The sequence below is a fragment of the Pseudarthrobacter sp. C4D7 genome, assembly GCF_013359725.1.
Lineage (GTDB): Bacteria > Actinomycetota > Actinomycetes > Actinomycetales > Micrococcaceae > Arthrobacter.
Genome location: NZ_JABFMW010000009.1, coordinates 21,766 through 42,786 on the forward strand (window position 1 = coordinate 21,766; position 21,021 = coordinate 42,786).

A 21,021-nucleotide genomic window follows, 5' to 3' on the forward strand; every position below is an offset into this window, starting at 1 on the left:
GGGCGGATTCAGGCGGCGGAGAACGGATCAGACGTCGAAGTCGACCGTGACTTCCTTGCTGCTGGGGTGGCTCTGGCAGGTCAGGACGTAGCCCTTGTCCAGCTCATCCTGCTCCAGCGCGTAGTTCTCATCCATGGTCACGCTGCCGGTGACCACCTTGGCCCGGCAGGTGCCGCACACTCCCCCGGCGCACGCGAACGGCACGTCGGGGCGCACCCGCAGCGCCGCGTTCAGGATGGACTCGCGGGCGTGCGTGGGGCTGGCCACCTCGCCCTGCAGGCCGTCCAGCTTGAACGTGATCTTGTACGTCTCCTTGGACTCGTCCACCACCACGGGACGGCCGGCGTGGCCCTCCGGGCGGTCCGGCTTGCCGGAGGTGAACAGCTCGAACCGGACGTTCTCCGGCTTCACCCCGCGCTCGGCCAGGGTGTCCCGGCACAGCTGCACCAGCTCGAACGGCCCGCACAGGAACCACTCGTCAACATCGTCCGCGTGCAGGGCCGTGCCCAGCAGCTGCTGCAGCTTCTCGGCATCGATCCGGCCGGAGAGCAGCGGCGCAATCCGCTGCTCACGGCTCAGCACGTGGTGGATGGCCAGCCGCTGCGGGTACTTGTCCTTCAGGTCCGCCAGTTCCTCCAGGAACATCACGTCCATGGCGGCCTTGTTGGCGTAGATCAGGTCGAACCGGGTGTCCGGGTTGGCGGCCAGCAGCGTCCGGGCGATGGCGATCACCGGGGTGATGCCGGACCCGGCCGCGATGGCCACGAAGTTCCCGGCCTCCCCCGCGAGGTCCTCCGGGTGGTTCATGGAGTTCATGACGTTCTGCTCCACGGCCACACCGTCGCGGCCGTGCTTGGACACGAACGCGCCCATGGGGCTCATCACGTCCAGGGTGTCCCCCGCCTTCAGCTCGGCGTTGGCCCACGTGGAGAACAGCCCGCCCAGGTCCTTTTTGATGGCCACGCGGATCTCGCTGGTGCCGTCCGCGAAGCTGCGCGGCTCGGCGCAAATGGAGTAGCTGCGGCGGATTTCCTTCGGCTCGCCGGCCTCATCCGGCAGGGTGGTGCGCAGGGCCACGTACTGGCCGGGCAGGTAATCGAACTTGCCGGCGAGCCCGGCCGGCACATGGAAGCTGACCTCGATGGCATCGTCGGTGAGCCGGCGCACCTCCTTCACCGCAAGGGAATGGAAGGACGGACGACGGCGGCCGGTCACCTCAGCCTCTTCGGCGGCGGTCTGGCGGACAACAGGCATGGGGGCTTCCTTACAGGACTTTGAAGTAGTCGAACGGTTCCTTGCAGTCCTGGCACACATACAGCGCCTTGCAGGACGTGGAACCGAAGCGGGTGAGTTCCTTGGTGTTGAGGCTGTTGCACTGCGGGCACTTCACGGCCAGGCTCAGCCGGATGGGGCCGGAGTGGCCGCCGGCGCGGGAGTTCCCGCTGGGCGGGGCGATGCCGTATTCCTGCAGCTTCTGCTTGCCGGCCTCGGTCATCCAGTCCGTGGTCCACGCCGGGGCCAGGACCAGGTCCACGTGCACATCCTCATAGCCTTCCTTCTTGAAGGCCGTGAAGAGGTCGTCCCGGATGGCGTCCATGGCCGGGCAGCCCGAGTACGTGGGCGTGATGGTCACGGTGACTTTGTTGTCCGTGACCTGCACGTCCCGCAGGATGCCCAGGTCCGCGATGGTGAGCACCGGGATTTCCGGGTCCACCACGGTGGCGGCGATGTCCCAGGCGTCCTGCTGCGGGGTGCGGGTGCGGGATTCGAAGTCCGAGATGTACACGGCTGTCACCAGCTGGCGCCGGGGTGCTCGCGGGCCAGCACCTGCATCTCCGCGAGGATGTAGCCCAGGTGCTCCGAGTGCCTGCCGTAACGGCCGCCGCCGGGGGCTGCGGGCACGTCCGGAACCTCGAGTTCGGCTTCCTTGAGGACGTCCTCGATGAGGCGGTCAAAGTCGGCTTTAAGGCTGGAAGGCGCGACGGCGGCGCCCGCCTGGGCGAGCCTTTCGGTCAGTTCGTCGTCCTGGAACAGTTCGTTGACGTACGGCCACATGGTCCGCAGGCCGTGGATCATGCGCTGCCGCGATTCGTCCGTGCCGCCGGCCAGGCGCAGGACCCACTGGGCGCTGTGGTCGCGGTGGTAGTCCACTTCCTTGACGGCCTTGGCGGCGATGGCGGCCAGGGTGGCGTCAGTGGATTCGGTGAGGCGGCGGTAGAGCTCGTACTGGTAGTAGCTCACCACGAACTGGCGGGCGATGGTGGCCGCGAAGTCCCCGTTGGGCTGCTCGAACAGCTGCACGCTGCGGAACTCGTGCTCGCGGCGGAAGTAGGCCAGGTCATCCTCTGACTGCGGGTTGCCGTCCTCGTTGGGCATGCTGGCGCCGGCGTAGGTGAGGAAGCTGCGGGCGTGGCCCAGCTGGTCCAGGGCGATGTTGCCCAGAGCGATGTCTTCCTCCAGTTCGGGTGCCCGGGAGATCCAGTGGCCCAGGCGCTGCGCGAGGATCAGGGCGTCATCGCCCAGGCGGAGGGCGTACTCGGCCACGTCTTCGGTGGGCTTGGCCAGGCCGGTCCTGACCTCCAGCGCGATGTCCTCCGGGCGGAGGGCGTTGCCGGGGGTGATCCGGGTGGCGGAGGCGTTGGAGTCGCCGCCGGCCACACCGGTGGAGATGTCGCCGTGGCCTGTGGTGGGGGCGTTGGGGGTGCTCACAGGTGCTTCACTCCCTCGCTCTTGGTGTAGTACGTGGCGTGCCGGTAGTCCTTGCCCTGGGGCGACTCGAAGAAGGAGCCCTTGGAGTCGGGGTCGCTGGCGGCGATGGCGTCGGCCGGGACCACCCAGATGGACACGCCCTCGTTGCGGCGGGTGTAGAGGTCCCGCGCGTTCCGGAGGGCCATGGCGGCGTCCGGGGCGTGAAGGGAGCCGGCGTGGACGTGGCTCAGGCCGCGGCTGGAGCGGACGAAGACCTCCCAGAGGCCCCAGGTGGAGCGGTCGTGGTGGTCCGGTGCAGGCGAAACTTTGGGGGCTTCGCGGTTGATGTCAATGGCGGCGCTTGCGGGTGCGTCCGGGTTGCCGTGCGGGCTCATGCTGCGTATTCCTTCGTCTTCTTTGACTGTTTTGCTGCGTAGGCGGCTGCTGCCTCGCGGACCCAGGCGCCGTCGTCGTGCGCTGCCCGCCGGCGCTCAAGGCGCTGGGCGTTGCAGGGACCGCGGCCAGCCAGGACTTCGTGGAACTCGTCCCAGTCCAGCGGGCCGTGCTCCCACTTTTTGGTGTCCTCGTTGAAGCGGATCTGGTCATCCGGGAGGGTGAGGCCCAGGACCTTGACCTGCTCCACCATCATGCCCACGAACCGGCTGCGGAGCTCGTCATTGCTGAACCGCTTGATGTTCCAGGCCATGGACTGCTTGGAGTTGGGGGAATCGTCATCCGGCGGGCCGAACATCATCAGCGCCGGGGCGTACCAGCGGTTGACGGCGTCCTGGGCCATCTGCTTCTGCTCGGGGGTGCCGTTGGAGAGTTCCAGGAGGATCTCGAAGCCCTGGCGCTGGTGGAAGGACTCTTCCTTGCAGACGCGCACCATGGCGCGGCCGTAGGGGCCGTACGAGGCGCGGCACAGCGGGACCTGGTTGCAGATGGCTGCGCCGTCCACCAGCCAGCCGATGGCGCCCATGTCCGCCCAGGTGCGGGCCGGGTAGTTGAAGATGCTGGAGTAGCGGGCCTTGCCGGCGATGAGGTCGTCCATCATCTTGTCCCGGGACTGGCCGAGCGTTTCCGCGGCCGAGTAGAGGTAGAGCCCGTGGCCGGCCTCGTCCTGGACCTTGGCCATGAGGATGGCCTTGCGCTTCAGGCTGGGGGCGCGGGAAATCCAGTTGGCCTCCGGCTGCATGCCGATGATTTCGGAGTGCGCGTGCTGGGAGACCTGGCGCAGGAGCGTCTTGCGGTAGGCCGCCGGCATCCAGTCGCGGGGCTCGATGCGCGAGTCCTCGGCGATGATCCGGTCGAAGTGGGCCTGGCCTGCCGCATCCTCTTCCGGGGTTAGCTCAGCCGGCACTGACTGCAAGTTCTGCGCTGCCATGGTTGCTCCTATGCAAAGACCTGTCGGGCGTCTCGGAATTATTTACCGACCGTTCGTTCAGGATATGCGGGAGCGGGCGGGGCCGTCAAGCGTGCACCCCGTCTTTCACTGCCGGCTGTCGACGCGGATCCTCATCCCCGCTGCAGAAGTTCCCCTGCGCGGCCCACATTCGGGGTGCGCGGGGGAATCTGCGCAGCGGAAACGGGTTTGCGCGTCGCCGGCACGCCGCGCGCGGAAGGCGCGGGCCGCCGTCGTACGCCCCTGCCCGCAAGCCGGCACCCGCACTTCTTAAGCCTTTCTTAAAACCCACAGGGGAGAGTTGAACTGCGGGCCGACCAATGCCCTGCACCACGCCCCGTCTCCCACGCCTCCCAAAGGAAGAAATGCACGGATCAGCCCACCATGACCGCCTGAACCAGCACACCGCACCCACGGCACCCCCGGCCGCCGGCACCCGGTTCAGGGCACTCCCCCAGCCCCGGCACTGGCTGCCGCTGGGCATTGTGCTGTGCGCCGCCGTCGTGGTGCTGGGCGTTGCTGTGCAACTGGTCCCCGGCGACGCCACCGCGGAACTGGGCGTTGACCAGAACCTCAGCCTGCACCACGTTGCCGCACTGACCGCCGTGGCCATGGGGATCAACCTGCTGTTCGGCCCGGTGGTGGGCCTGCTCCTGATCGCCGCCGCAGCCCTGGCCATCTGGTTCTTCCGGCGCGATCTGGTGGCTGCCGTGGCCTTCGGGCTCACCGCATGCTCGGGCTGGGTGGCGAGCGAGGCCTTCAAGCTCCTGTTCGCCCGGCAGCGGCCCAACCCGGCCCTGCTGTTCGATCCCCTGGCACCCGAGACCGGCTCCAACAGCTTCCCCAGCGGGCACGTCAGCTTTGCGGTGGCGCTGGCCTTCGCCCTCTACTTCCTGGCCCGCAGGACCCGGTGGGCCACGCCGGTTGCCGTGGGCGGGGCCGCCGTGGCGCTGATCGTCGCCTGGTCCAGGCTGTACGTGGGGGTCCACTACCCCACCGACGTCGCGGCCTCCTTCTTCGCCGCCAGCGCCGCCGCCATCCTGCTCGCCGGGCTCTGGAACCGTTTTGCCCCCGCCCTGGTGGAACGCGTTCCCGCCAGGATCCTCCACCCCTCCCGCCGGGCGTAAGGAGCAGCCATGCACAGCCTTCTGACCTCCCTGGCAGCCTCCGGCCCGCCGTCGCTCCTTGACCCCGCCGGCCTGCTGGAGGGCTTCGGCCCGGCCGCGCTGGGCGTGATCGCCGCGATGGTGTTCATCGAATCCGGCGTCCTGTTCCCCTTCCTGCCCGGCGACTCCCTCCTCTTTACCGCCGGCCTGCTGCACCAGCAGCTGAACCTGGCCCTGCCCCTGCTGATCGGCGTGATCACCGCGGCCGCGATCGGCGGTGACCAGGTGGGGTACCTGCTGGGCCGCAAATTCGGCCGCCGCTGGTTCAAGGACGATGCCCGCATCCTCAAAACCTCCCACCTGACCGTCACGGAAGAGTTCTTCCGCCGGCACGGCGGCGCCGCCGTCATCCTCGCCCGCTTCGTGCCAATGGTGCGGACGTTCGCGCCGGTCACCGCCGGCATTGCCCGCTACGAATACAAGGCGTTCACGCTCTGGAACATGGTGGGCGCCCTGGCCTGGGCAACCTCCGTGACGCTGCTGGGCACCTGGCTGGGACACTACGAGATCATCGCCAAGAACATCGACGTCATTGCCGTGGTGATGGTCCTGGTCTCCGTGGTGCCGTGGATCGTGGAATATCTGAAGCGCCGCCGAAAGGCAAAGCTGGCGGCTGCGGACCCTGTTGACCGCGGCGTTGAGGCGGCTGCGGAAGAATAGGCGCCATGACGACAGGTGAGGCGCCGGCCCTGCTGCTGGTGGAGGACGATCCCGTCCTGGGTCCGCTGATTGCCGAGCTGCTGGAGCCCGACTTCACGGTCCGGCTCGCGGCGAACGGGCAGGAAGGCCTGCACCTCGGGCTGACGCAGTCGTGGGACGCGATGGTGATCGACCGCGGCCTGCCCGTCATGGACGGCATCAGCCTCATCACCGCCCTGCGGGCCAAGGGCATCGGCACGCCCATCCTGATCCTCACCGCACTGGGCGACACCGCGGAGAAAGTCCGCGGCCTGGACGCCGGCGCCAACGACTACCTGACAAAACCGTTCGACGGCGGCGAACTGGCCGCGCGCCTGCGCGCACTGACGCGCAGCTACGGTCCGCCCACGGGGCAGGGGCTGGCCGCCGGGCAGGTGAGCATCGGCACCTGGGACTTCCACCCGGCGTCGCGCGTTGTCCGCTCCCTGTACGGCGACACCGTAACGCTGACCGCCAAGGAAGCCGAAGTCCTGGCCGCGCTGGCCGCCGAACCGAACCGGGTGTTCACCAGGGACGAGCTGCTCGCCGCGCACTTCCAGGAGACGGACCAGCCCGGCGTGATCGACACCTACGTCCACCACCTGCGCCGCAAGATCGACAGGACCGTGATCCGCACCGTCCACGGCGTTGGCTACCAGATCGGCGACCCCTCATGACTGCTTCCGTTCCTTCCGGGCCGGGCACCCCGCCTCCTCCTGCCGCCGGCGACCCGGACCGGGACATCCTGCGCCGCGCGTCGCTGAAGGTGGCGTTGCGGATCAGCGCCGGGGTAGCCGCCCTGGTGCTCATCCTCCTGGCCGCCGCCACCGCCTTCCTGATGTACAAGCTGGCCCACCCGGTTCTGCCCGCTTCTGAACCCGGGAAACCGTACACCTACATCGATTCCAGGGACCTGATCGAGGGAATGATCCTGGCCGGGCTTGGCGGCGTGGTGCTGGCCGGCGTGGTGGGCTGGCTCAGCGCGCGCAGCGCCATCCGGCCCCTGGGGGAAGCGCTGGCCCGGCAACGGCGGTTCGTGCAGGACGCCAGCCACGAGCTGCGGACCCCGCTGGCCATCCTCGACACGCGCATCCAGCTGGCCCAGCGCAAAGCCGAGCCCGGATCCGAGCCTTCGCTCGCTTTGGCGAAAATCCGGGATGACGCGTCCACGCTGACCGGGATCGTCAACGAGCTGCTCCTGGCGGCGACTGCCGCCGAGCCCGTGGCGGATCTGTCCCCGGTGGACGTTTCCCTTATTGCCGGGTCCGTTGCGGACAGCCTCCAGGACCTCGCCCGGCAGCAGGACGTCCGGCTGGTGTTCGACGGCGGCGGGCCGGCTTTGGTGCGGATCGATCCCAGTTCGTTCCGGCGCGCCGTCCTGGCCCTGGCGGACAACGCGCTGGGGCATACACCGGCGGGCGGACGCATCCACGCTTCTGTCGCCGTTGACGGTCCGCGCGCGCTGGTCCGGGTTTCCGACACCGGCTCGGGGATCAGCGGGGTAGACCCGGACCGGATCTTCGACCGCTTTGTCCGCGCTGGCCGGACCGGCGACGCGCAAGGCCGGCGGAGCTTCGGGATCGGCCTGGCCCTGGTCCGCGACATTGCATCCGCGGCCGGCGGCACCGTGAAGGTGGTCCGCACCGGGCCGGACGGAACCACCATGCAGCTGACGCTTCCCCTGGCCCGCTGACCCCGTCCCCCCAACGCCCGCTCACGTCCTGCACCCCTTTCCCCCACGCCCGCTCACATCCTGCACCCTTCCGCCCAACGCCCGCTCACATCCTGCACCCTTCCGCCCACGGCGAGGGCCGGCGTCGTGCGCTGCTGTGGGTTTTCGACGCGGACATTCCCTGCCGACACCCGTGTCCGCTGCCGACGCGCGAATCCGCTGGCGACGCGCGTGCCCGTTGTCGCACCCCAAAAACGGGCCGCGCCGGGGAATATGCGCAGCGGCGATGAGGATGCGCGTCGTCAGCGTGGCCAGCCGCCACCGCGGAAACCGACGGAAAGCGGCCGCACAGCCCCGAATCACGCAGAAATCTGTCTACCGCCGCACCATGCCGCGGGGCTAGCCTGAGTCATGGGCACTGATGGGCCCGGCCCCGGACTGCAGCTGCAGGCGGGGCTGCAACCCGAGCTGCGCGCGCTGCCCGGCCTGCTGAAGGCCCTGGGCATGCTGGCCATGACTCACGCGGAAGTAGTCACAGCCACCGAACGCGCGCTGGCCAGCAACCCGGTCCTGGAGCGCGCCGAGGGCCACCCCTGCCCCGGGTGCGGCCGGCACGTGGCGTCCGGAACCTGCTTCCGCTGCCGGGGCGGGCAAGGCGTCTCGCGGTTCCAGGACGGCCCCGAACCGGCCGTCAACCCGTTCGCATCGCTGGACGAAGACGCGCGGGTGGAAGTCCGGCCGGACTCCCGCCACGCACTGGAACTCGTGCTGGCACACCTGACCTCCCGCGGCCTCCTGGACTGCGGCCCGGAACAGCTCGCGCTTCTGCACGGCCTGCACCCCGGCCAGGTGCACGAAGCGCTCCGGGCCCTCCGCGCCGTGGGTCCGCCCGGGATTGCCGCCACCAGCGTGGTGGAACTGCTCGCGCTCCAGGCGGAAGCGCTCGCGGCCGCCGGGGAGGTCCCGGACTGGCTGCCCCACCTGGTCCGCGGGCACCTGGCGGACCTGGCCGCCGGAAGCACCGACGCCGCGGCCAGTGTCCTGGGGCTGTCCGGGGAGCAGGTCCTTGCCGGGCTGGCCATAGTGCGGGAGCGGCTGCGGCCGTTCGTGGCCATGGACACCAGCGCCGAAACGTCCGCCATCCAAACCGCTGACGTGTTCCTGTACCGGCGGCCGGACGGGTCCCTGGAGGTGGAGGTTCCCGCGAGCGCCTGGTTCGGCCTGCAGGTGGTGGACCTCTCCGCCGGCCTCACGGACGCATCCGGAGCGAAGCAGTGGCTCACGGAGCATGAGCTCGAGGCCCGGCGGCTCCTCTACCAGATCGACCGGCGGGCCAGCGCCCTCCTCCGCATCACCGAATGCGCCGTGACGCACCAGAAGGACTTCCTGGACCACGGCGACGCCGGGCACCACCGCCCCCTGACGCGCACCGCCGTCGCGCAGGAAACCGGGCTGCACCCCTCCACCGTGAGCCGGGCTGTAAGCGGGAAGCGGCTGCGCCTGCCCTCCGGGACCGTCACCGACCTGGCCTGCCTCTTCGGCAAGGGCCAGGCTGCGCGGGCCGCACTCCAGGAGTACATGACGACGGCGGCGGGCGGGGCAGCCTCCGACGAACAGCTCCGCGGCGCGCTGGCCCGCAGCGGCTTTGCGATCGCCCGGCGGACCGTGAACAAATACCGGCGCTCGCTCCAGCAGGACGCGTAGGCAGGCTGCGGACAGGGCTCTCTGAAGCGGCACACCCGGCGGCGCACGCCCGCAGCGAACCCGTCTTCGCGCCGGCGAACTCCGGTTCGCGCCCGCGCCGCCGCCCCGCCCGCGCACGCCGATCGTTCCGCCGCGCAGCGCCCCACAGCGTCCCTGCACCAGCCCCACCGGAGTTGGCACGAATTGTGCAGTAGGAGAGTATGCGGTGTTCCGCGGTGGTGCCTCCCCGGGCACCTGCAAACTCCGGAAAGGAAATACTCATGCATGACATCGATAGGGCACTGTTCGAAGGCCAGGACGAGGGCACCTGGGGTGAGGTGATGGACGAGGGGCCCGGCTACTCCTACGAGGACGAACTGTCGTCCTTCCAGGGCGAGGACGCCAACGAGGCCGGGGGGCTCTGGGGCGAGGCCGACAACCAGGAAACTGACGAGCTTGCCCTGGCCGCCGAACTGCTCGAAGTCACCGACGAGGACGAACTTGACCAGTTCCTGGGCGACCTGGCCCGGAAGGCCGTCTCCGCCGCCAAGGACTTCGCCGGCAGCGCCGCGGGACAGGCCGTGGGCAAGGTCCTCAAATCCGCGGCCCGGAAGGCCCTCCCGCAGCTGGGGCAGGCCGGGGGCAACTTCTTCGTTCCAGGAGCGGGCGGGCAAGCCGGACGCCAAGTGGGCAAGTGGCTCGGCACCAAGTTCGAGTCCGGGCTCCAGCTGGAAGGCCTCTCTCCCGAGGACCGCGACCTGGAAACCGCCCGCGCCTTTGTTCGGTTCGCCACCTCCACCGCCCAGCGCGCCGCCGCCACCCCCCGGAACGTCCCCCCGCTGCAGGCAGCCCAGCAGGCCGCCACCGTAGCCGCCCGGCAACACCTTCCCGGCCTCCTCGGCCAGAACTCCCGGCCCGGACAACCCGGCCGTCCCGCCAGCGGCCGCTGGGTCCGCCGCGGCCGCAACATCGTGATCCTCAACGCCCGCTGACCGGGCGCCAACCAAACCAGCACCACCTAAACCAGCACCACCCAAACCGGCGCCACCTCAACCAACGCACACCACCCATCCCGGCACCACCAACCCGAAGGACATTGCCATGAGCACCAACTACTACGAGACCGAGTCCGCACCCTGGGCGCAGGAGGACGAGGACGAAGGAAACTTCAGCGGTTACGAGGGCGGACAGGACCACGAGGAGAACCTCGAGACCGAACTGGCCATGGAACTGCTCAGCATCAACTCCGAAGAGGAACTGGACCAGTTCCTGGGCAGCCTGGCCCGCAGCGTGGTGAAGAACGCCGGCCGGTTCATCAAGTCCCCCATTGGCAAGGCCCTTGGCGGTGCCCTCAAATCCGTCGCCAAGAGGGCGCTGCCCATTGTGGGCGGTGCCATCGGCTCCTTCGTGGCTCCAGGCGTCGGGACCGCCATTGGAAGCAAGCTGGGCTCCTTGGCCGGCGGCCTGCTGGAGGTTGAGGAAGCCGAAGCCATGGACGAATCAGAGGCGGAGGAAGAAGCCGCCCGCCGGTACGTCCGGTTCGCCCGGGCCGCCTACCGCAACGCCGCGCGCACCCCCGTCTCCGTCCCTCCCAACGCCGCCGCCCGCGCCGCGGCAACCGCCGCCGCCCGCCGGTACGCCCCCTCCCTGCTCCGCGCCCGCCAGGCCGCCCGGCGCCAGACCCGCGGCTACCGCGGCGGCGGCACCCGGGTCTACAACACCCAGTACTCCGGCGCCGTCTGGGGCGCCCCGGACGAAGGCTGGGACAACCAGCCGGACGGCAACGGCAACTCCGGAACGGGCGCCGACGAGGGCCGCTGGATCCGCCGCGACGGCCGCGTCATCCTGCTGGGGCTCTGACCTGGCAGCGGCTGACGGCAGGCGATCGGAATGGAAACGAACACCATCAGCACCGCGCTCATCGAGAGCGAGGCGGACGGCCTGGTGTCCCGGCTGGACCAGATCAAACCCTTCGTCATGCAGGAGACCATGGTCCTGGCCGCCGCACTGCCCCGGGACGCCCAGCTGCTGATTGAACGCTTCCTCCACGCCGGCCGCCACGAGCTCCGGCTCCAGGTTGCCGAGTTCCTGGACTGGCTGCACGGGGACGGCAGGACCGCCAGCCCCGCCGAACAGCAGCGCCGGTTTGTCCTCATCCGGCTCCAGTTCAACGTGGTGCTGGCCCAGTTCGACCTCTTCACCGAGGTGGTCACCCAGCGCAGCGAGCACTCCACCGGCGTCTGGCTCTCCGGGCTGGACATCCTGGCCCAGGATGCGCTGCGGCTGCAGGGAAACCACGACGACGGCGACGCCCGGCTGGTGGTCTACCTCGCCCGGGGCGCGGGTGCTGCCATCCGGCGGGCCAAGACCCGCCTGCCCGGCGGCAAACCGAACCCGGTGGGAATCATCCGGCTGCCGCGGGAGCGGATGGTGGGCAGCGGGATCGCCTCCTCCCTGGCCCACGAGGTGGGCCACCAGGGCGCGGCCCAGCTGGATCTGGTGGCGTCCCTCCGCGCCGAACTGGACCGCCGCGCACGGCAGGACCCGGACGGCAGCTGGGATGTATGGTCCCTGTGGATCAGCGAAATCGTGGCGGACATGTGGTCCGTGGCCACCGTGGGCATCACCTCCACCGTGGGCCTGCTGGCGGTGGTCAGCCTGCCCCGCTACTTCGTGTTCCGGCCCGGCGGCACCGACCCCCACCCCATGCCCTACCTCCGGGTTCTGATCTCCGCGGCCCTGGGCGACGCCCTCTACCCGCACCCCCAGTGGCGGGGCCTGGCCTCCGTGTGGCGGGCCATGTACCCGCCCGCCGGGCTGCCCGCGGAGCACCTCGCCTGGATCAGCAGGTGCGAGGCCCACATCGGCGACCTGGTCTCCCTCCTCATGAACCATCCGGTCCCGGCGGCTGGGGGCCGGAAACTGGGGACCCTCTGGCCCACCCGGGAGCGGCGGCCCGAACGCCTGATGCGCCTGTACCAGGCCTGGGGCGGGGATTTCGGGGTCATGGCCCGGCAGCGGCCGGCACTGGTGTTCGCCGTCCTGGGCCAGGCCAAAGCTGCCGGCCGGCTCACCGCCGAGGACGAAAGCGCCCAGCTGTCCTCGCTGCTCACCGCCTGGGCCGTCCGCAGCAGCCTGGACGACATGGGCGCCCCCGCACCCCCGGCCGGCATTGACCCACCACAACGCACCACACCAGCACTAACAACAAGGAGATAGCCATGGATTTCATGCGCACCCCGGGAACGCCAGTGTTCGCCGGCCAGGAAGTTGCCTTCGAGTTCAAACTCGAAACGAGTTGGGGCGAGCCAGTCGGAGATTACGAATTCAGGATTATCGACAAAAATGGCGGTCCTGTTCCTATCGAAGGTAAGAAGCGCTCCGTCACAAAGTACATGGCTCCAGGAAAGAACTATGAGCCCAGGGTCTTATTTGAAGAGGCCGGCGAGTACAGGGTTCAGTCCCGTCGAATCATGAAGAACAATAAGATCAACAATAGGAACAACTGGTATCCCCTCGACACGATAAGCGTGAAGGAACCGGAACCTGTTCCTGTGGTCAAGGTGGCCCTCGAGGCAAATGCAATACCGAGCAGCATCCATAGCGTCCTGTGGCAGTTCATCGAGGATGTTTCCAAAAACCTTACCTTCAAGAGTTTCGCTGCGTTCGTCACCAAAAATCCTGGAGGCTTCAACGCCAGGCCGCCATACGGTGCCCGCACCTACCAAAGCCTGCACATGCTGTCCAGTACGTTCGTTACTCAAACCGCTATAGGTCAAAGCTATAGTTCCGCGAGGTCATGGAGTCCAGGTACCGATACTGCCGCAGCAGTTGCAAGGTCCTACGTCAGCGACCAGGACGATGACCTGGCCCGGCCGTTCCCGGAGGGCATCCCGAACGGCCAGTACCCGCTGGACCAGGTGCCGTTCGTGGAGTTGATCTACGTGTACTGGCTGGAGGAGGGCATGCTGTTCCAGTCCCTGAACCGGATCCTGGCCCGTTTCCAGAACCGGCGGTCCCAGCCGGAAGGCGATGCGCTCTCGCGGCTGGCCGTCAGTCCGCTGCTGCCGCTGCGCGGGCTCCTGTGGGGCCTGGCCGAGGCCGAGAAGGACCGGCTCTCGCTGCGCCGCCGGGCCGCGGAGTACGAATACCAGTACGGCCTGCAGCTGATTGGCCGCGCCATCCCGCCGGCGGAAATGCTGGTGGAGCGGCGCACCCAGTTCCTGGACGCGTTCCACAGCCTGCTCAACGCCTGCCACCGCTACTACAAGGAGTTCAGCGACAAGACCGTGGACGCGGACGCGTTCCCGCTGCTGAGCAACCTGCAGGAACTGCACCTGGTCCTCGCCGCCGGCGCGAACAACCAGTTCGCCGACGTGTCCCTGTCCGCCCGGATTGAAACCCTGGACGTGCAGTGGATGCTGGCCCAGCCCGAGATGCGCGAGTTCCTGGGCGGCCGCACCATGGTCCCCTACCAGGAAGAGTGGATGGGGCGCGTGGACACCATGAAGCTGATGCAGGAATGGTCCGACGCCAGCATCACCCACTTCTACGACCTTGCCGTCCACGGCGAGCAGCTGCTGCTGTCCGTGCGGCACGGGCGGTGGAACGAGTCCGGCATGACCAGCGACGACGCCAAGAACTGGGCCCTCAAGTGGAAGCCGTCCGTGCAGCGCTACATCCACGCCTACCGGGCCGTCACCGGGGTGGACCTCAGCGAGCGCGTGGACACCACCATGCCCTCCGCCCTGCTCCAGCGCCGGCTGGCCCGGAAGCTGGTCCGGTACTAGGACATGGCCTGGTCAGGAAAGGGTTAGGTACAGGAGATGGCCGGGTCACGGGGCGGAACGGACTTCACCTCCGCGCTGTTCCTGGGCCAGCACCACCCCAGCGCCGCGCTGGCCCCGTGGACGGAGTTCACCACCGGGGTGCCCGCCGTGTTGCGGGAGCTGCCAGCCGCCGCTGAGCTGGCCTCCCTGGTTGCCGCGCAGCAAGGGGCCGACGGCGGCCTGGTGGCCAGGTCTGCGCTGCACGGGATGATGGATGTGCTGCAGTCACTCCCCCGTCCCGGGGATGTGCTCCTGGTGGACGAGGCCGCCTACCCGCTCACCCAGTGGGCGTGCCGGGCCTCGCTTCCCCGGGGCGTGCGGGTGGCGACGTACCCGCATTTCCGGCCGCCCGGCGTCGTACCTCCCGTCAAGACCTTTCTGGTGACGGACGGCTGGTGCCAGGGGTGCGGGCGGCCGGCACCGCTCGCGGCGCTGCAGGCCATCGCCGCGCGGACCGGCGGGCAGGTGATCGTTGACGACTCCCTGGCGTTCGGCGTCCTGGGCCGGGCAACGGGTCCGCAGGGGTTCGGGGACGGGACCGGCACGGCCCGGTGGCTGGGCGTGTCCCATGACCGGCTGCTGTGGCTTGGTTCGCTGGCCAAGGCCTACGGCACGCCGGTCACGGTGATCACCGGCGATGCCGCCACGGTGGGGCTGGTGGCCCGGAACGGCGGGAACCGGATGCACAGCAGCCCGCCGTCGGCAGCTGACCTTGCCGCCGGGCTCGGCGCCCTCCGCAGCAGCAGCCTGCCCCGGCTGCGGCGGCGGCTGTGGCGGCTGACCCTGTGGCTGCGGCGGACGTTCGCCGGCCTGGGCCTGCCGCCGCTGGGACTTCCGTTCCCGATCGTGGGAACCCGGGTGGACTCGCTGCCGCTGGCACGCCGGTGGCGGAGCGCGCTCGCGGCCCGGGGTGTGCAGGTGCTGGTGCAGCTGCCCCGCTGCCGGCCCGGGGCGGTGTTGTCCGCCGTGGTGCGGGCCGACCACACCCAGGCCGACCTGGACGCGCTGGTGCGCGGACTTGCCGCGGTGACGTGGGACAGGCGGGCGGCCTGATGATCGTGGACTCGCACGTGCACGTGGGCACCGCCGGCGTTCCGCTGGGCCCGGCCGGCCCCGCCGCATCCTTTGCGCTGTGGCGGAAGCGGGCTGCCGCCGTCGGAATTTCCCGGGGGGTGCTGATGGCCGCGCCGGTGGGCAGCTACGCGGCAGCCAACCGGACCGTGGCGCACCTGGCCGCGAGGGAGCCGGGCCGGTGGCTCTGGTACGTGTTCGTCAATCCCGTGGCCGACCGGGGACGGGTGGATGCCGTGGTGGCGGCCGCCCACGCGCGCGGCGCCTGCGGCATCAAGGTGCACTGGTCCGACGGGCCCGCCACGGACGAGGTGGCGCTCGCCGCCGAACGCCACCGGATGCCGGTGCTTTTCGACCCCGGTGGGGACGTGCAGCAGGTGTGCTACTTGGCCGGGCGGCACCCGGATGTGGCGTGGATCGTGCCGCACCTGTCCGCCTTCAACGACGACTGGCGGGCCCAGAAGCGGCTCACCGACGTGCTGGTCCGGGTGCCCAACGTCTTCACGGACACCTCCGGGGTGCGGTACTTCGACCTGCTGGAGGAGGCCGTGGCCCGGGCCGGATCGCGGAAGGTGCTATTCGGCAGCGACGGGCCGTACCTGCACCCCGCCCCGGAGCTCGCCAAAATCTTCGCGCTGGGCATGCCGCCGGCTGACCGGGCCCTCATCCTGGGCGGCAACGTCCTCAGACTGACGGCCGCCGCCCGGAGCGGGCGCTGCCACACCAATTGCGGGACCTGACAGGAGGAACAAGCCATGATTGCGAACATGCCTGCACCGGCCGGGCTCCCGGCGCCGATCAGGGCGCCGGGTATGGCCGAGATCAAACCGGACAACGGCCCGGCCATCAGGGACGGGCTCAACCAGCTGCGCGCCTACCTGCGCCAGAGCGACGCCTCGCGGCGGGCGGGGCCGGGCAGCCGGGCGGCCCGGCCCGCGTGGATGTCCGGCACCGAGCCGCAGCGGGACTCCGTCTGGCTGGTCACCTACCGGCCGTGGCCGCCGGGGCCGGCGCCCAGCCAGGTGCGCATCTTTGCCCACGACATCGCCAGGGACAAGCTGGTGGCCAGGAGCACCAGGGATGACCGGCTTCCGGCCACGAAGGACCTGGTGAAGTCCCGCCGCGAACTGCCTCCCGTCCCGCTGGCAAAGACCATCCCGTTTCCGTCACCGGAGCGGCAGCCGGACATGTTCGGGCTGGCCGTCGAGGACCTGGTCCGCCAGCAGTTCGGCAGGATCTACAAGCGCGCCAACTACCGCGGCCGGCGTCCGGGGCGGAAGGGGCCGGACGTGCTCTGGCGGGAACTCGGGGACCTGTTCCACGAACTCGCCCTGGAGACCGGGGACGGGTACTGGCACGAGGTGGCGGACGAGCTGGGGCACGGGGTTTAGCCGGCTGTGGCGGGCTGTGGCGGGCGTTAGCTGCCTTGCCTGCGTTAGCCGCCCTGGCCGCCGGTGTCTGTCCGGCGGGCCTGCCGCTGCTGGACGGCACGGTCCGTGAGCCCCAGCATGGTGGCAGCCGAATGGACGTTCCCGCCGCTGCGCTCCACCGCCACCGCCACGGCTGCCTCGGCGGCCCGTTCCTTGATCTCCCGCAGCCCCAGGCCGGCATCAACTGCCCAGGCCACCGCTGTGGCGAGGGGGTCCGCGGCGCCTGCCGGGCCGCCGTCGTACGTGTTCCTGTCCTGGTCAGCCGCCGGGCCGCCGTCGAACGGGTGCCCCGTCGGGTGCCCTGCGCGGGGCCTGTCTTCGCGGGGCAGGTCGCCGGGGGTGATGGCCCCGGGCCCGACGTGCCGCGCCGCGATGCGGAAGGCCAGCTGCCGGAGGTCGCGCAGGTTGCCGGGGTAGCTGCGGCGGAGCAGGACGTCCTGGACGGCGGGATCCACGTCCGGGTCAGTCCGGGCGCCGGTGGCTTCGCGGCAAAACCGGGCGAAGAGGCCCAGGATGTCCTCCAGCCGGTCCCGCAGCGGCGGCATGGTGACCACGGAAGCTGCGATGCGGTGGTAGAGGTCGGTGCGGAAGCCGCCGGCGGACACTTCGCGGGCGAGGTCGCGGTTGGTGGCACAGATCAGCCGGAACTTGCTGTGCAGCCACCGGTCGCCACCCACCCGCTTGTACGTGCCTTCCTGGACGACGCGGAGCAGTTCGGGCTGGAGTTCCAGGGGCAGTTCGCCCACCTCGTCCAGGAACAGGGAGCCCTGGTCGGCGGCGGAGCAGGCGCCGGTCCGCACGCTCACCGCGCCGGTGAAGGCGCCGCGTTCATGCCCGAAGAGCTCGCTGCCCATCAGCGTGGAAACGATGGTGGTGCAGTCCACCACCACCAGGTTGCCGCGCTGGCTGCTGACCGCGTGCGCCACCCGGGCCGCCAGTTCCTTGCCGGTGCCGGTCTCCCCCTGGATCAGGATGGGGGCGTTCCCGAACTTCGCGGCCACTACCAGGTCCCGGAGCGCGGTCCGCAGGGCCGGGCTCTGCCCCGCCAGCGTGTCCCGGACCGGGGCGGAGTCGATCACCGATTCCACGTCCTCGATCCGCTGCAGCCAGGCTGCCACCTGCTCCACCCGGCCGTGCCAGGCCAGGCATTCCGCGGCCCCCGCCTCCAGAACGGGCCAGGGTTTCAGCCGGCCGTCCGGCGGGCCGAACACCAGCACCCGGCACCGGCCGTACTCCGCCATCCCCAGGGCCGAATCCAGGTCCTGGCTGTGGGTGCCGGCGAGGATGATGCCTGCAGTGTCGGCTGTGCCGGGGGCGTCCGCCGGCTGCAGCTGGATCTTCGCGGCGCGGAGGGCTGCGATGGCCTCACTGGCCCAGGCCTGCCGGCCACTGAGGTCCATTACCCACGGCATCGAGTCCCTCGCAGTTCCGCTGCCGGCACACCGCCTGCGCAACGTAGCTGACCATGCCAGGCGTTACTGCCCCGTTACTGGCGGCGTGCCGGCGTCTTTGCGTTGGCGGATCTTGCGCCAATCTTTCAGGAAAAACCGCGGGTTGGTGATGGTTTTTCGCGCAGGATGAGGGTCAACGGAAGGAGTCAGAGAACACCATGACCGACCACAGCGCCCCTGGCCGGCCCGGGGTCCCGGTCCCCGGCAGCGGCGGCACCCTGGTGATCCGCACCTGGCGGGAGCCCGACGGCGAACACGGGTTCCGCGCCCGCGTCACCTACAGCGAGGGCGCCGGGGAGCACGGCAGCATGTCCGCGGCGGACCGGGAGGAAGTCCTCCGCGCGGTCCGGCAATGGCTGTCCGCCCAGGACGGATAACGGCCCCGCCAGCCCCTTGATGAGGTTGTCCAGGGCTTCGGAGGGCAGGACGCCCGTGTCCCGACGCAGTGCCGTGGCGTAGTTCTCATAGGCGTGCAGCGCGGAGACGGGGTTCCCCAGGGCCAGCTCCGCGGTGACCAGGGCCCGCACGGCGCTCTCGTACAGGGGCTCGATTTCCAGCGCGGCGGTTGCCGCTTCCACAGCGCACTCGCAGTCCCCCGTTGCCAGCAGTGAACGCGACAGCAGCGTCAGCGCGTGCAGCCGGTCCTGGTGCAACCGGCTCTGCTCGAACACCACCCAGTCCTCGTACCAGCCGGGCAGCAGGTCCGCGTCCCTGAGGGCCAGCAGCGCGGTCTTGGGGGCGCTGCCGGTTCCCGATTCCTGGCGCCCCGACGCGGTTTCCATTCCCCCCGCTGTTTCCTGGAGCAGGGCCCTGACCCGGTTCAGGTCCACCTCCACGACGGGATCCAACGCCAGCACCGATCCGTCTTTCGCCAGCAGGCCGGGGACCTGCCGCGAGACCAGATGGACACTCACCCTGAGGCTTTCCAGTGCCCTGGGCTCCGGGCATTCCGGCCAGAGGAGCCCGGCCACGTAGTTCCGGACCCGGGGGCCGCGGATGGCGAGCGCGGCGATCAGGCGCTGCTGGCGAAGGGCAACATGGACAATTTCTCCGTCGCGGCGCAGCTGCCAAAACCGGAGCAGGTCCAATTCCAAATGTCCACAGCCAGCACCGCCCACGGGACACCTCAGCCGGGTTGAAGTACCTGAACTACGTAAATTTGAGGATCCTCAGCTTGAAAATGAATGTCAATGTGCCAAAGCCCCTAATCGGGTTGGGAGGGCGCGCTCTCGAAAGCTCCCGCCAGCGCGGCGTCCTCCCTGCATGCGGCCAGCACTCCTCGCGACGCGCATGATCCTTTACCTGCCCGGCGCATCCTCATCGACGCGCACCATCCCTACCGACACGGGCGCTCCCCTCCGCGGCTCACATATCGGGTGCGGCAACGGCGACGCCGGTCGGCAGGGAACATGCGCGTCGCCAGCGCGTGCGGGCATTGCCGCGGCACGCTTTCCACATAGCCGGCGTCGGCGCTTCCCGGAAGGCGCGCTGCCCGGCACCGTAGGTGCATGACCGATCTGCCGCCGTTCTTCCTCTCCCGGGACCGAATCCTCCACGGACTCAGCGCGAACGATCTCGCCAAACGCACCAAGTCCGGGGCATTGGAACGGGTCCGGCACGGGGTGTACGACGATGGGCCCGCGTGGCGTGCGCTGAAGACCTGGGAACAGTACCGGGTGCGCGTCCAGGCAGCTGCGGAGACCTTCGAAAAGCCCACCATCTTCGCCCGCCATTCCGCAGCCAGCGTGTGGAGTATCCCGTTCATCGCGGGTCCCGTCTGCGCCCTCACTTTGAAGAACGACGGCGGGAGGTCACGTGCCGGAGTCATCCGCCACTTTGGTGCCCGGGAGGGCTTGGGGGTGGTCAGGCGGGAGGGCCTCCTGGTCACCGACCGCGTCCGCACGATCCTGGACCTGGCGGCATTCAGTCCCTTCGCCGAAGCCATAGTGCCGCTGGATTACGTGCTGCGGCCGGATCCGGTCCACGGACTGCCTGCCCTGACGAAAGAACAGTTGGAGGCGGGCATCGGCACTATCTATACCGCTGCGGCGGGGCGACGAATCAGGGCTGCCGTTGCCTTTGCCGATCCCAGGTCTGCCTCCGCCGGGGAGTCCTGGAGCCGGGCGCGAATCCACGTGGCCGGGTTCGAGCCGCCGGTCCTCCAGCAGCAATTCTCCGATGCGGCGGGGCTGGTAGGTTTCTCGGACTTCTACTGGAAGCAGGCCAGGGTGGTTGGCGAGTTCGACGGCGAGGAGAAGTACGTCGGAGACGCCTACCTCAAAGGCCTGACCCCCTCCCAGGCCGTCGTGGCGGAGAAGAACCGGGAAAACCGGATCCGTGCCCTGGGGATTAACGTGGTGCGGTGGGACTGGACCGAGCTCGCGTCGCCGGGCACGCTGGAACGTAAGCTGGCCGCGGCAGGCGTGGCCCGCCGTCGCACGCGTTCTGCCATCCTCGACGCGCAAAACCGCCTGTGACCCGCACGCCCCCCGGACGCGGCGCCTATCCCGGGTGCGCCGAGGAATCTGCGCGTCGGGCAGGAACCTGCGCAGCGCTGCGCCGGAGGCGGACCAGCCGTACAGCGTGAAAGCTCACCAGCCCGATGCCCACGACGACGGACACCACGTCGTACCACTGCTCCGGGCCCGAGACGAGCCGGTACACCGAAGGCGCCATGACAAAGAGGGCCCCGATGGCGCTGGCCCAGGAGCCGAACACCTTCTCAACGCGCCGTTCGTTCGCTGACCTCGCGGCAACCCGTTCGGCGTAGTCACTGTCTTCCAGTCCCATGCGTCTGCCCCCTCAGGCGTTGGTTCCGTCGAGCCTACTCCGCGGGCGAGGTGCGGCGGACCCTCAAGCCCTGCTATTCCAGTTGTTGGCCGGTCCTGACAGGGCTATCTTGGTGCTATCCCGGGCCCTGCTGGGACGGCCATCGGTTCCAGGTCTCGCAG

General features: G+C 69.6%; 21 protein-coding genes. 13 read left to right on the top strand and 8 right to left on the bottom strand.

What is annotated here, in order from left to right:
* Window positions 1-27 precede the first annotated feature (27 nt).
* The 5 genes from paaE to paaA are packed head-to-tail and all read right to left on the bottom strand — an operon-like array spanning window position 28 to window position 4,072.
* Window positions 28-1,254 (bottom strand): 1,2-phenylacetyl-CoA epoxidase subunit PaaE, encoded by a 1,227-nt coding sequence (paaE, locus tag HNO81_RS08645; RefSeq protein WP_175317721.1) that lies wholly within the window; start codon window positions 1,252-1,254, stop codon window positions 28-30.
* A 10-nt stretch (window positions 1,255-1,264) separates the two neighbouring features.
* Window positions 1,265-1,786, bottom strand: a complete 522-nt coding sequence (gene paaD / locus HNO81_RS08650; RefSeq protein ID WP_175317722.1) for a 1,2-phenylacetyl-CoA epoxidase subunit PaaD — start codon at window positions 1,784-1,786, stop codon at window positions 1,265-1,267.
* A 5-nt stretch (window positions 1,787-1,791) separates the two neighbouring features.
* Window positions 1,792-2,709 (bottom strand): 1,2-phenylacetyl-CoA epoxidase subunit PaaC, encoded by a 918-nt coding sequence (paaC, locus tag HNO81_RS08655; protein WP_175317723.1) that lies wholly within the window; start codon window positions 2,707-2,709, stop codon window positions 1,792-1,794.
* Window positions 2,706-3,083 carry a 1,2-phenylacetyl-CoA epoxidase subunit PaaB gene (gene paaB, locus HNO81_RS08660; protein WP_175317724.1) on the bottom strand — a complete coding sequence of 126 codons (378 nt, stop codon included), beginning with the start codon at window positions 3,081-3,083 and terminating at the stop codon, window positions 2,706-2,708. Before paaB ends, paaC begins: the two co-directional genes overlap by 4 nt.
* Window positions 3,080-4,072, bottom strand: a complete 993-nt coding sequence (paaA, locus tag HNO81_RS08665; RefSeq protein ID WP_175317725.1) for a 1,2-phenylacetyl-CoA epoxidase subunit PaaA — start codon at window positions 4,070-4,072, stop codon at window positions 3,080-3,082. Before paaA ends, paaB begins: the two co-directional genes overlap by 4 nt.
* Before the next feature lie 383 nt (window positions 4,073-4,455).
* Between paaA and HNO81_RS08670 the strand changes: the two genes are divergently transcribed.
* The 12 genes from HNO81_RS08670 to HNO81_RS08725 all read left to right on the top strand — a co-directional run bounded on the left by HNO81_RS08670 (window position 4,456) and on the right by HNO81_RS08725 (window position 16,580).
* Complete coding sequence (locus tag HNO81_RS08670; RefSeq protein WP_175317726.1) at window positions 4,456-5,217, top strand: phosphatase PAP2 family protein; 762 nt, start codon at window positions 4,456-4,458, stop codon at window positions 5,215-5,217.
* Between the two features lie 9 nt (window positions 5,218-5,226).
* Window positions 5,227-5,916: a DedA family protein gene (locus HNO81_RS08675; protein WP_175317727.1), complete on the top strand. Its 690-nt coding sequence runs from the start codon at window positions 5,227-5,229 to the stop codon at window positions 5,914-5,916.
* A gap of 5 nt (window positions 5,917-5,921) precedes the next feature.
* On the top strand, window positions 5,922-6,611 hold the full coding sequence (locus tag HNO81_RS08680; RefSeq protein ID WP_175317728.1) for a response regulator transcription factor: 690 nt from the start codon (window positions 5,922-5,924) through the stop codon (window positions 6,609-6,611).
* Window positions 6,608-7,627 carry a sensor histidine kinase KdpD gene (locus HNO81_RS08685; protein ID WP_175317729.1) on the top strand — a complete coding sequence of 340 codons (1,020 nt, stop codon included), beginning with the start codon at window positions 6,608-6,610 and terminating at the stop codon, window positions 7,625-7,627. Before HNO81_RS08680 ends, HNO81_RS08685 begins: the two co-directional genes overlap by 4 nt.
* Window positions 7,628-8,017: 390 nt before the next feature.
* Entirely contained in the window at window positions 8,018-9,310 is a 1,293-nt protein-coding gene (locus HNO81_RS08690; protein ID WP_175317730.1) for a hypothetical protein, read from the top strand.
* Between the two features lie 260 nt (window positions 9,311-9,570).
* Window positions 9,571-10,281 (top strand): hypothetical protein, encoded by a 711-nt coding sequence (locus HNO81_RS08695; protein ID WP_175317731.1) that lies wholly within the window; start codon window positions 9,571-9,573, stop codon window positions 10,279-10,281.
* 109 nt (window positions 10,282-10,390) lie between these two features.
* Entirely contained in the window at window positions 10,391-11,149 is a 759-nt protein-coding gene (locus tag HNO81_RS08700) for a hypothetical protein (RefSeq protein WP_175317732.1), read from the top strand.
* Window positions 11,150-11,179: 30 nt separating this feature from the next.
* Window positions 11,180-12,508, top strand: a complete 1,329-nt coding sequence (locus tag HNO81_RS08705) for a hypothetical protein (protein ID WP_175317733.1) — start codon at window positions 11,180-11,182, stop codon at window positions 12,506-12,508.
* 254 nt (window positions 12,509-12,762) lie between these two features.
* Window positions 12,763-14,079, top strand: a complete 1,317-nt coding sequence (locus tag HNO81_RS08710; protein WP_175317734.1) for a hypothetical protein — start codon at window positions 12,763-12,765, stop codon at window positions 14,077-14,079.
* A gap of 36 nt (window positions 14,080-14,115) precedes the next feature.
* Entirely contained in the window at window positions 14,116-15,171 is a 1,056-nt protein-coding gene (locus HNO81_RS08715) for a hypothetical protein (RefSeq protein ID WP_175317735.1), read from the top strand.
* A complete protein-coding gene (locus HNO81_RS08720) occupies window positions 15,150-15,929 on the top strand; it encodes an amidohydrolase family protein (RefSeq protein WP_175317736.1) in 780 nt (259 codons plus the stop codon). Before HNO81_RS08715 ends, HNO81_RS08720 begins: the two co-directional genes overlap by 22 nt.
* Before the next feature lie 15 nt (window positions 15,930-15,944).
* A complete protein-coding gene (locus tag HNO81_RS08725) occupies window positions 15,945-16,580 on the top strand; it encodes a hypothetical protein (protein ID WP_175317737.1) in 636 nt (211 codons plus the stop codon).
* 44 nt (window positions 16,581-16,624) lie between these two features.
* Here HNO81_RS08725 and HNO81_RS08730 read toward each other — a convergent pair whose 3' ends face one another.
* Both HNO81_RS08730 and HNO81_RS08735 read right to left on the bottom strand, forming a co-directional pair.
* Window positions 16,625-18,031 carry a sigma-54 dependent transcriptional regulator gene (locus tag HNO81_RS08730; protein ID WP_175317738.1) on the bottom strand — a complete coding sequence of 469 codons (1,407 nt, stop codon included), beginning with the start codon at window positions 18,029-18,031 and terminating at the stop codon, window positions 16,625-16,627.
* A 185-nt stretch (window positions 18,032-18,216) separates the two neighbouring features.
* Window positions 18,217-19,158, bottom strand: a complete 942-nt coding sequence (locus HNO81_RS08735) for a BTAD domain-containing putative transcriptional regulator (protein WP_254703379.1) — start codon at window positions 19,156-19,158, stop codon at window positions 18,217-18,219.
* A 420-nt stretch (window positions 19,159-19,578) separates the two neighbouring features.
* On the opposite strand from HNO81_RS08735, the gene HNO81_RS08740 reads away from it, so the two are divergent.
* Window positions 19,579-20,547 carry a type IV toxin-antitoxin system AbiEi family antitoxin domain-containing protein gene (locus HNO81_RS08740; protein WP_175317740.1) on the top strand — a complete coding sequence of 323 codons (969 nt, stop codon included), beginning with the start codon at window positions 19,579-19,581 and terminating at the stop codon, window positions 20,545-20,547.
* 25 nt (window positions 20,548-20,572) lie between these two features.
* Here the strand turns inward: HNO81_RS08740 and HNO81_RS08745 are convergent, their stop codons facing one another.
* Window positions 20,573-20,860: a hypothetical protein gene (locus HNO81_RS08745; protein WP_175317741.1), complete on the bottom strand. Its 288-nt coding sequence runs from the start codon at window positions 20,858-20,860 to the stop codon at window positions 20,573-20,575.
* Between the last annotated feature and the right edge of the window lie 161 nt (window positions 20,861-21,021).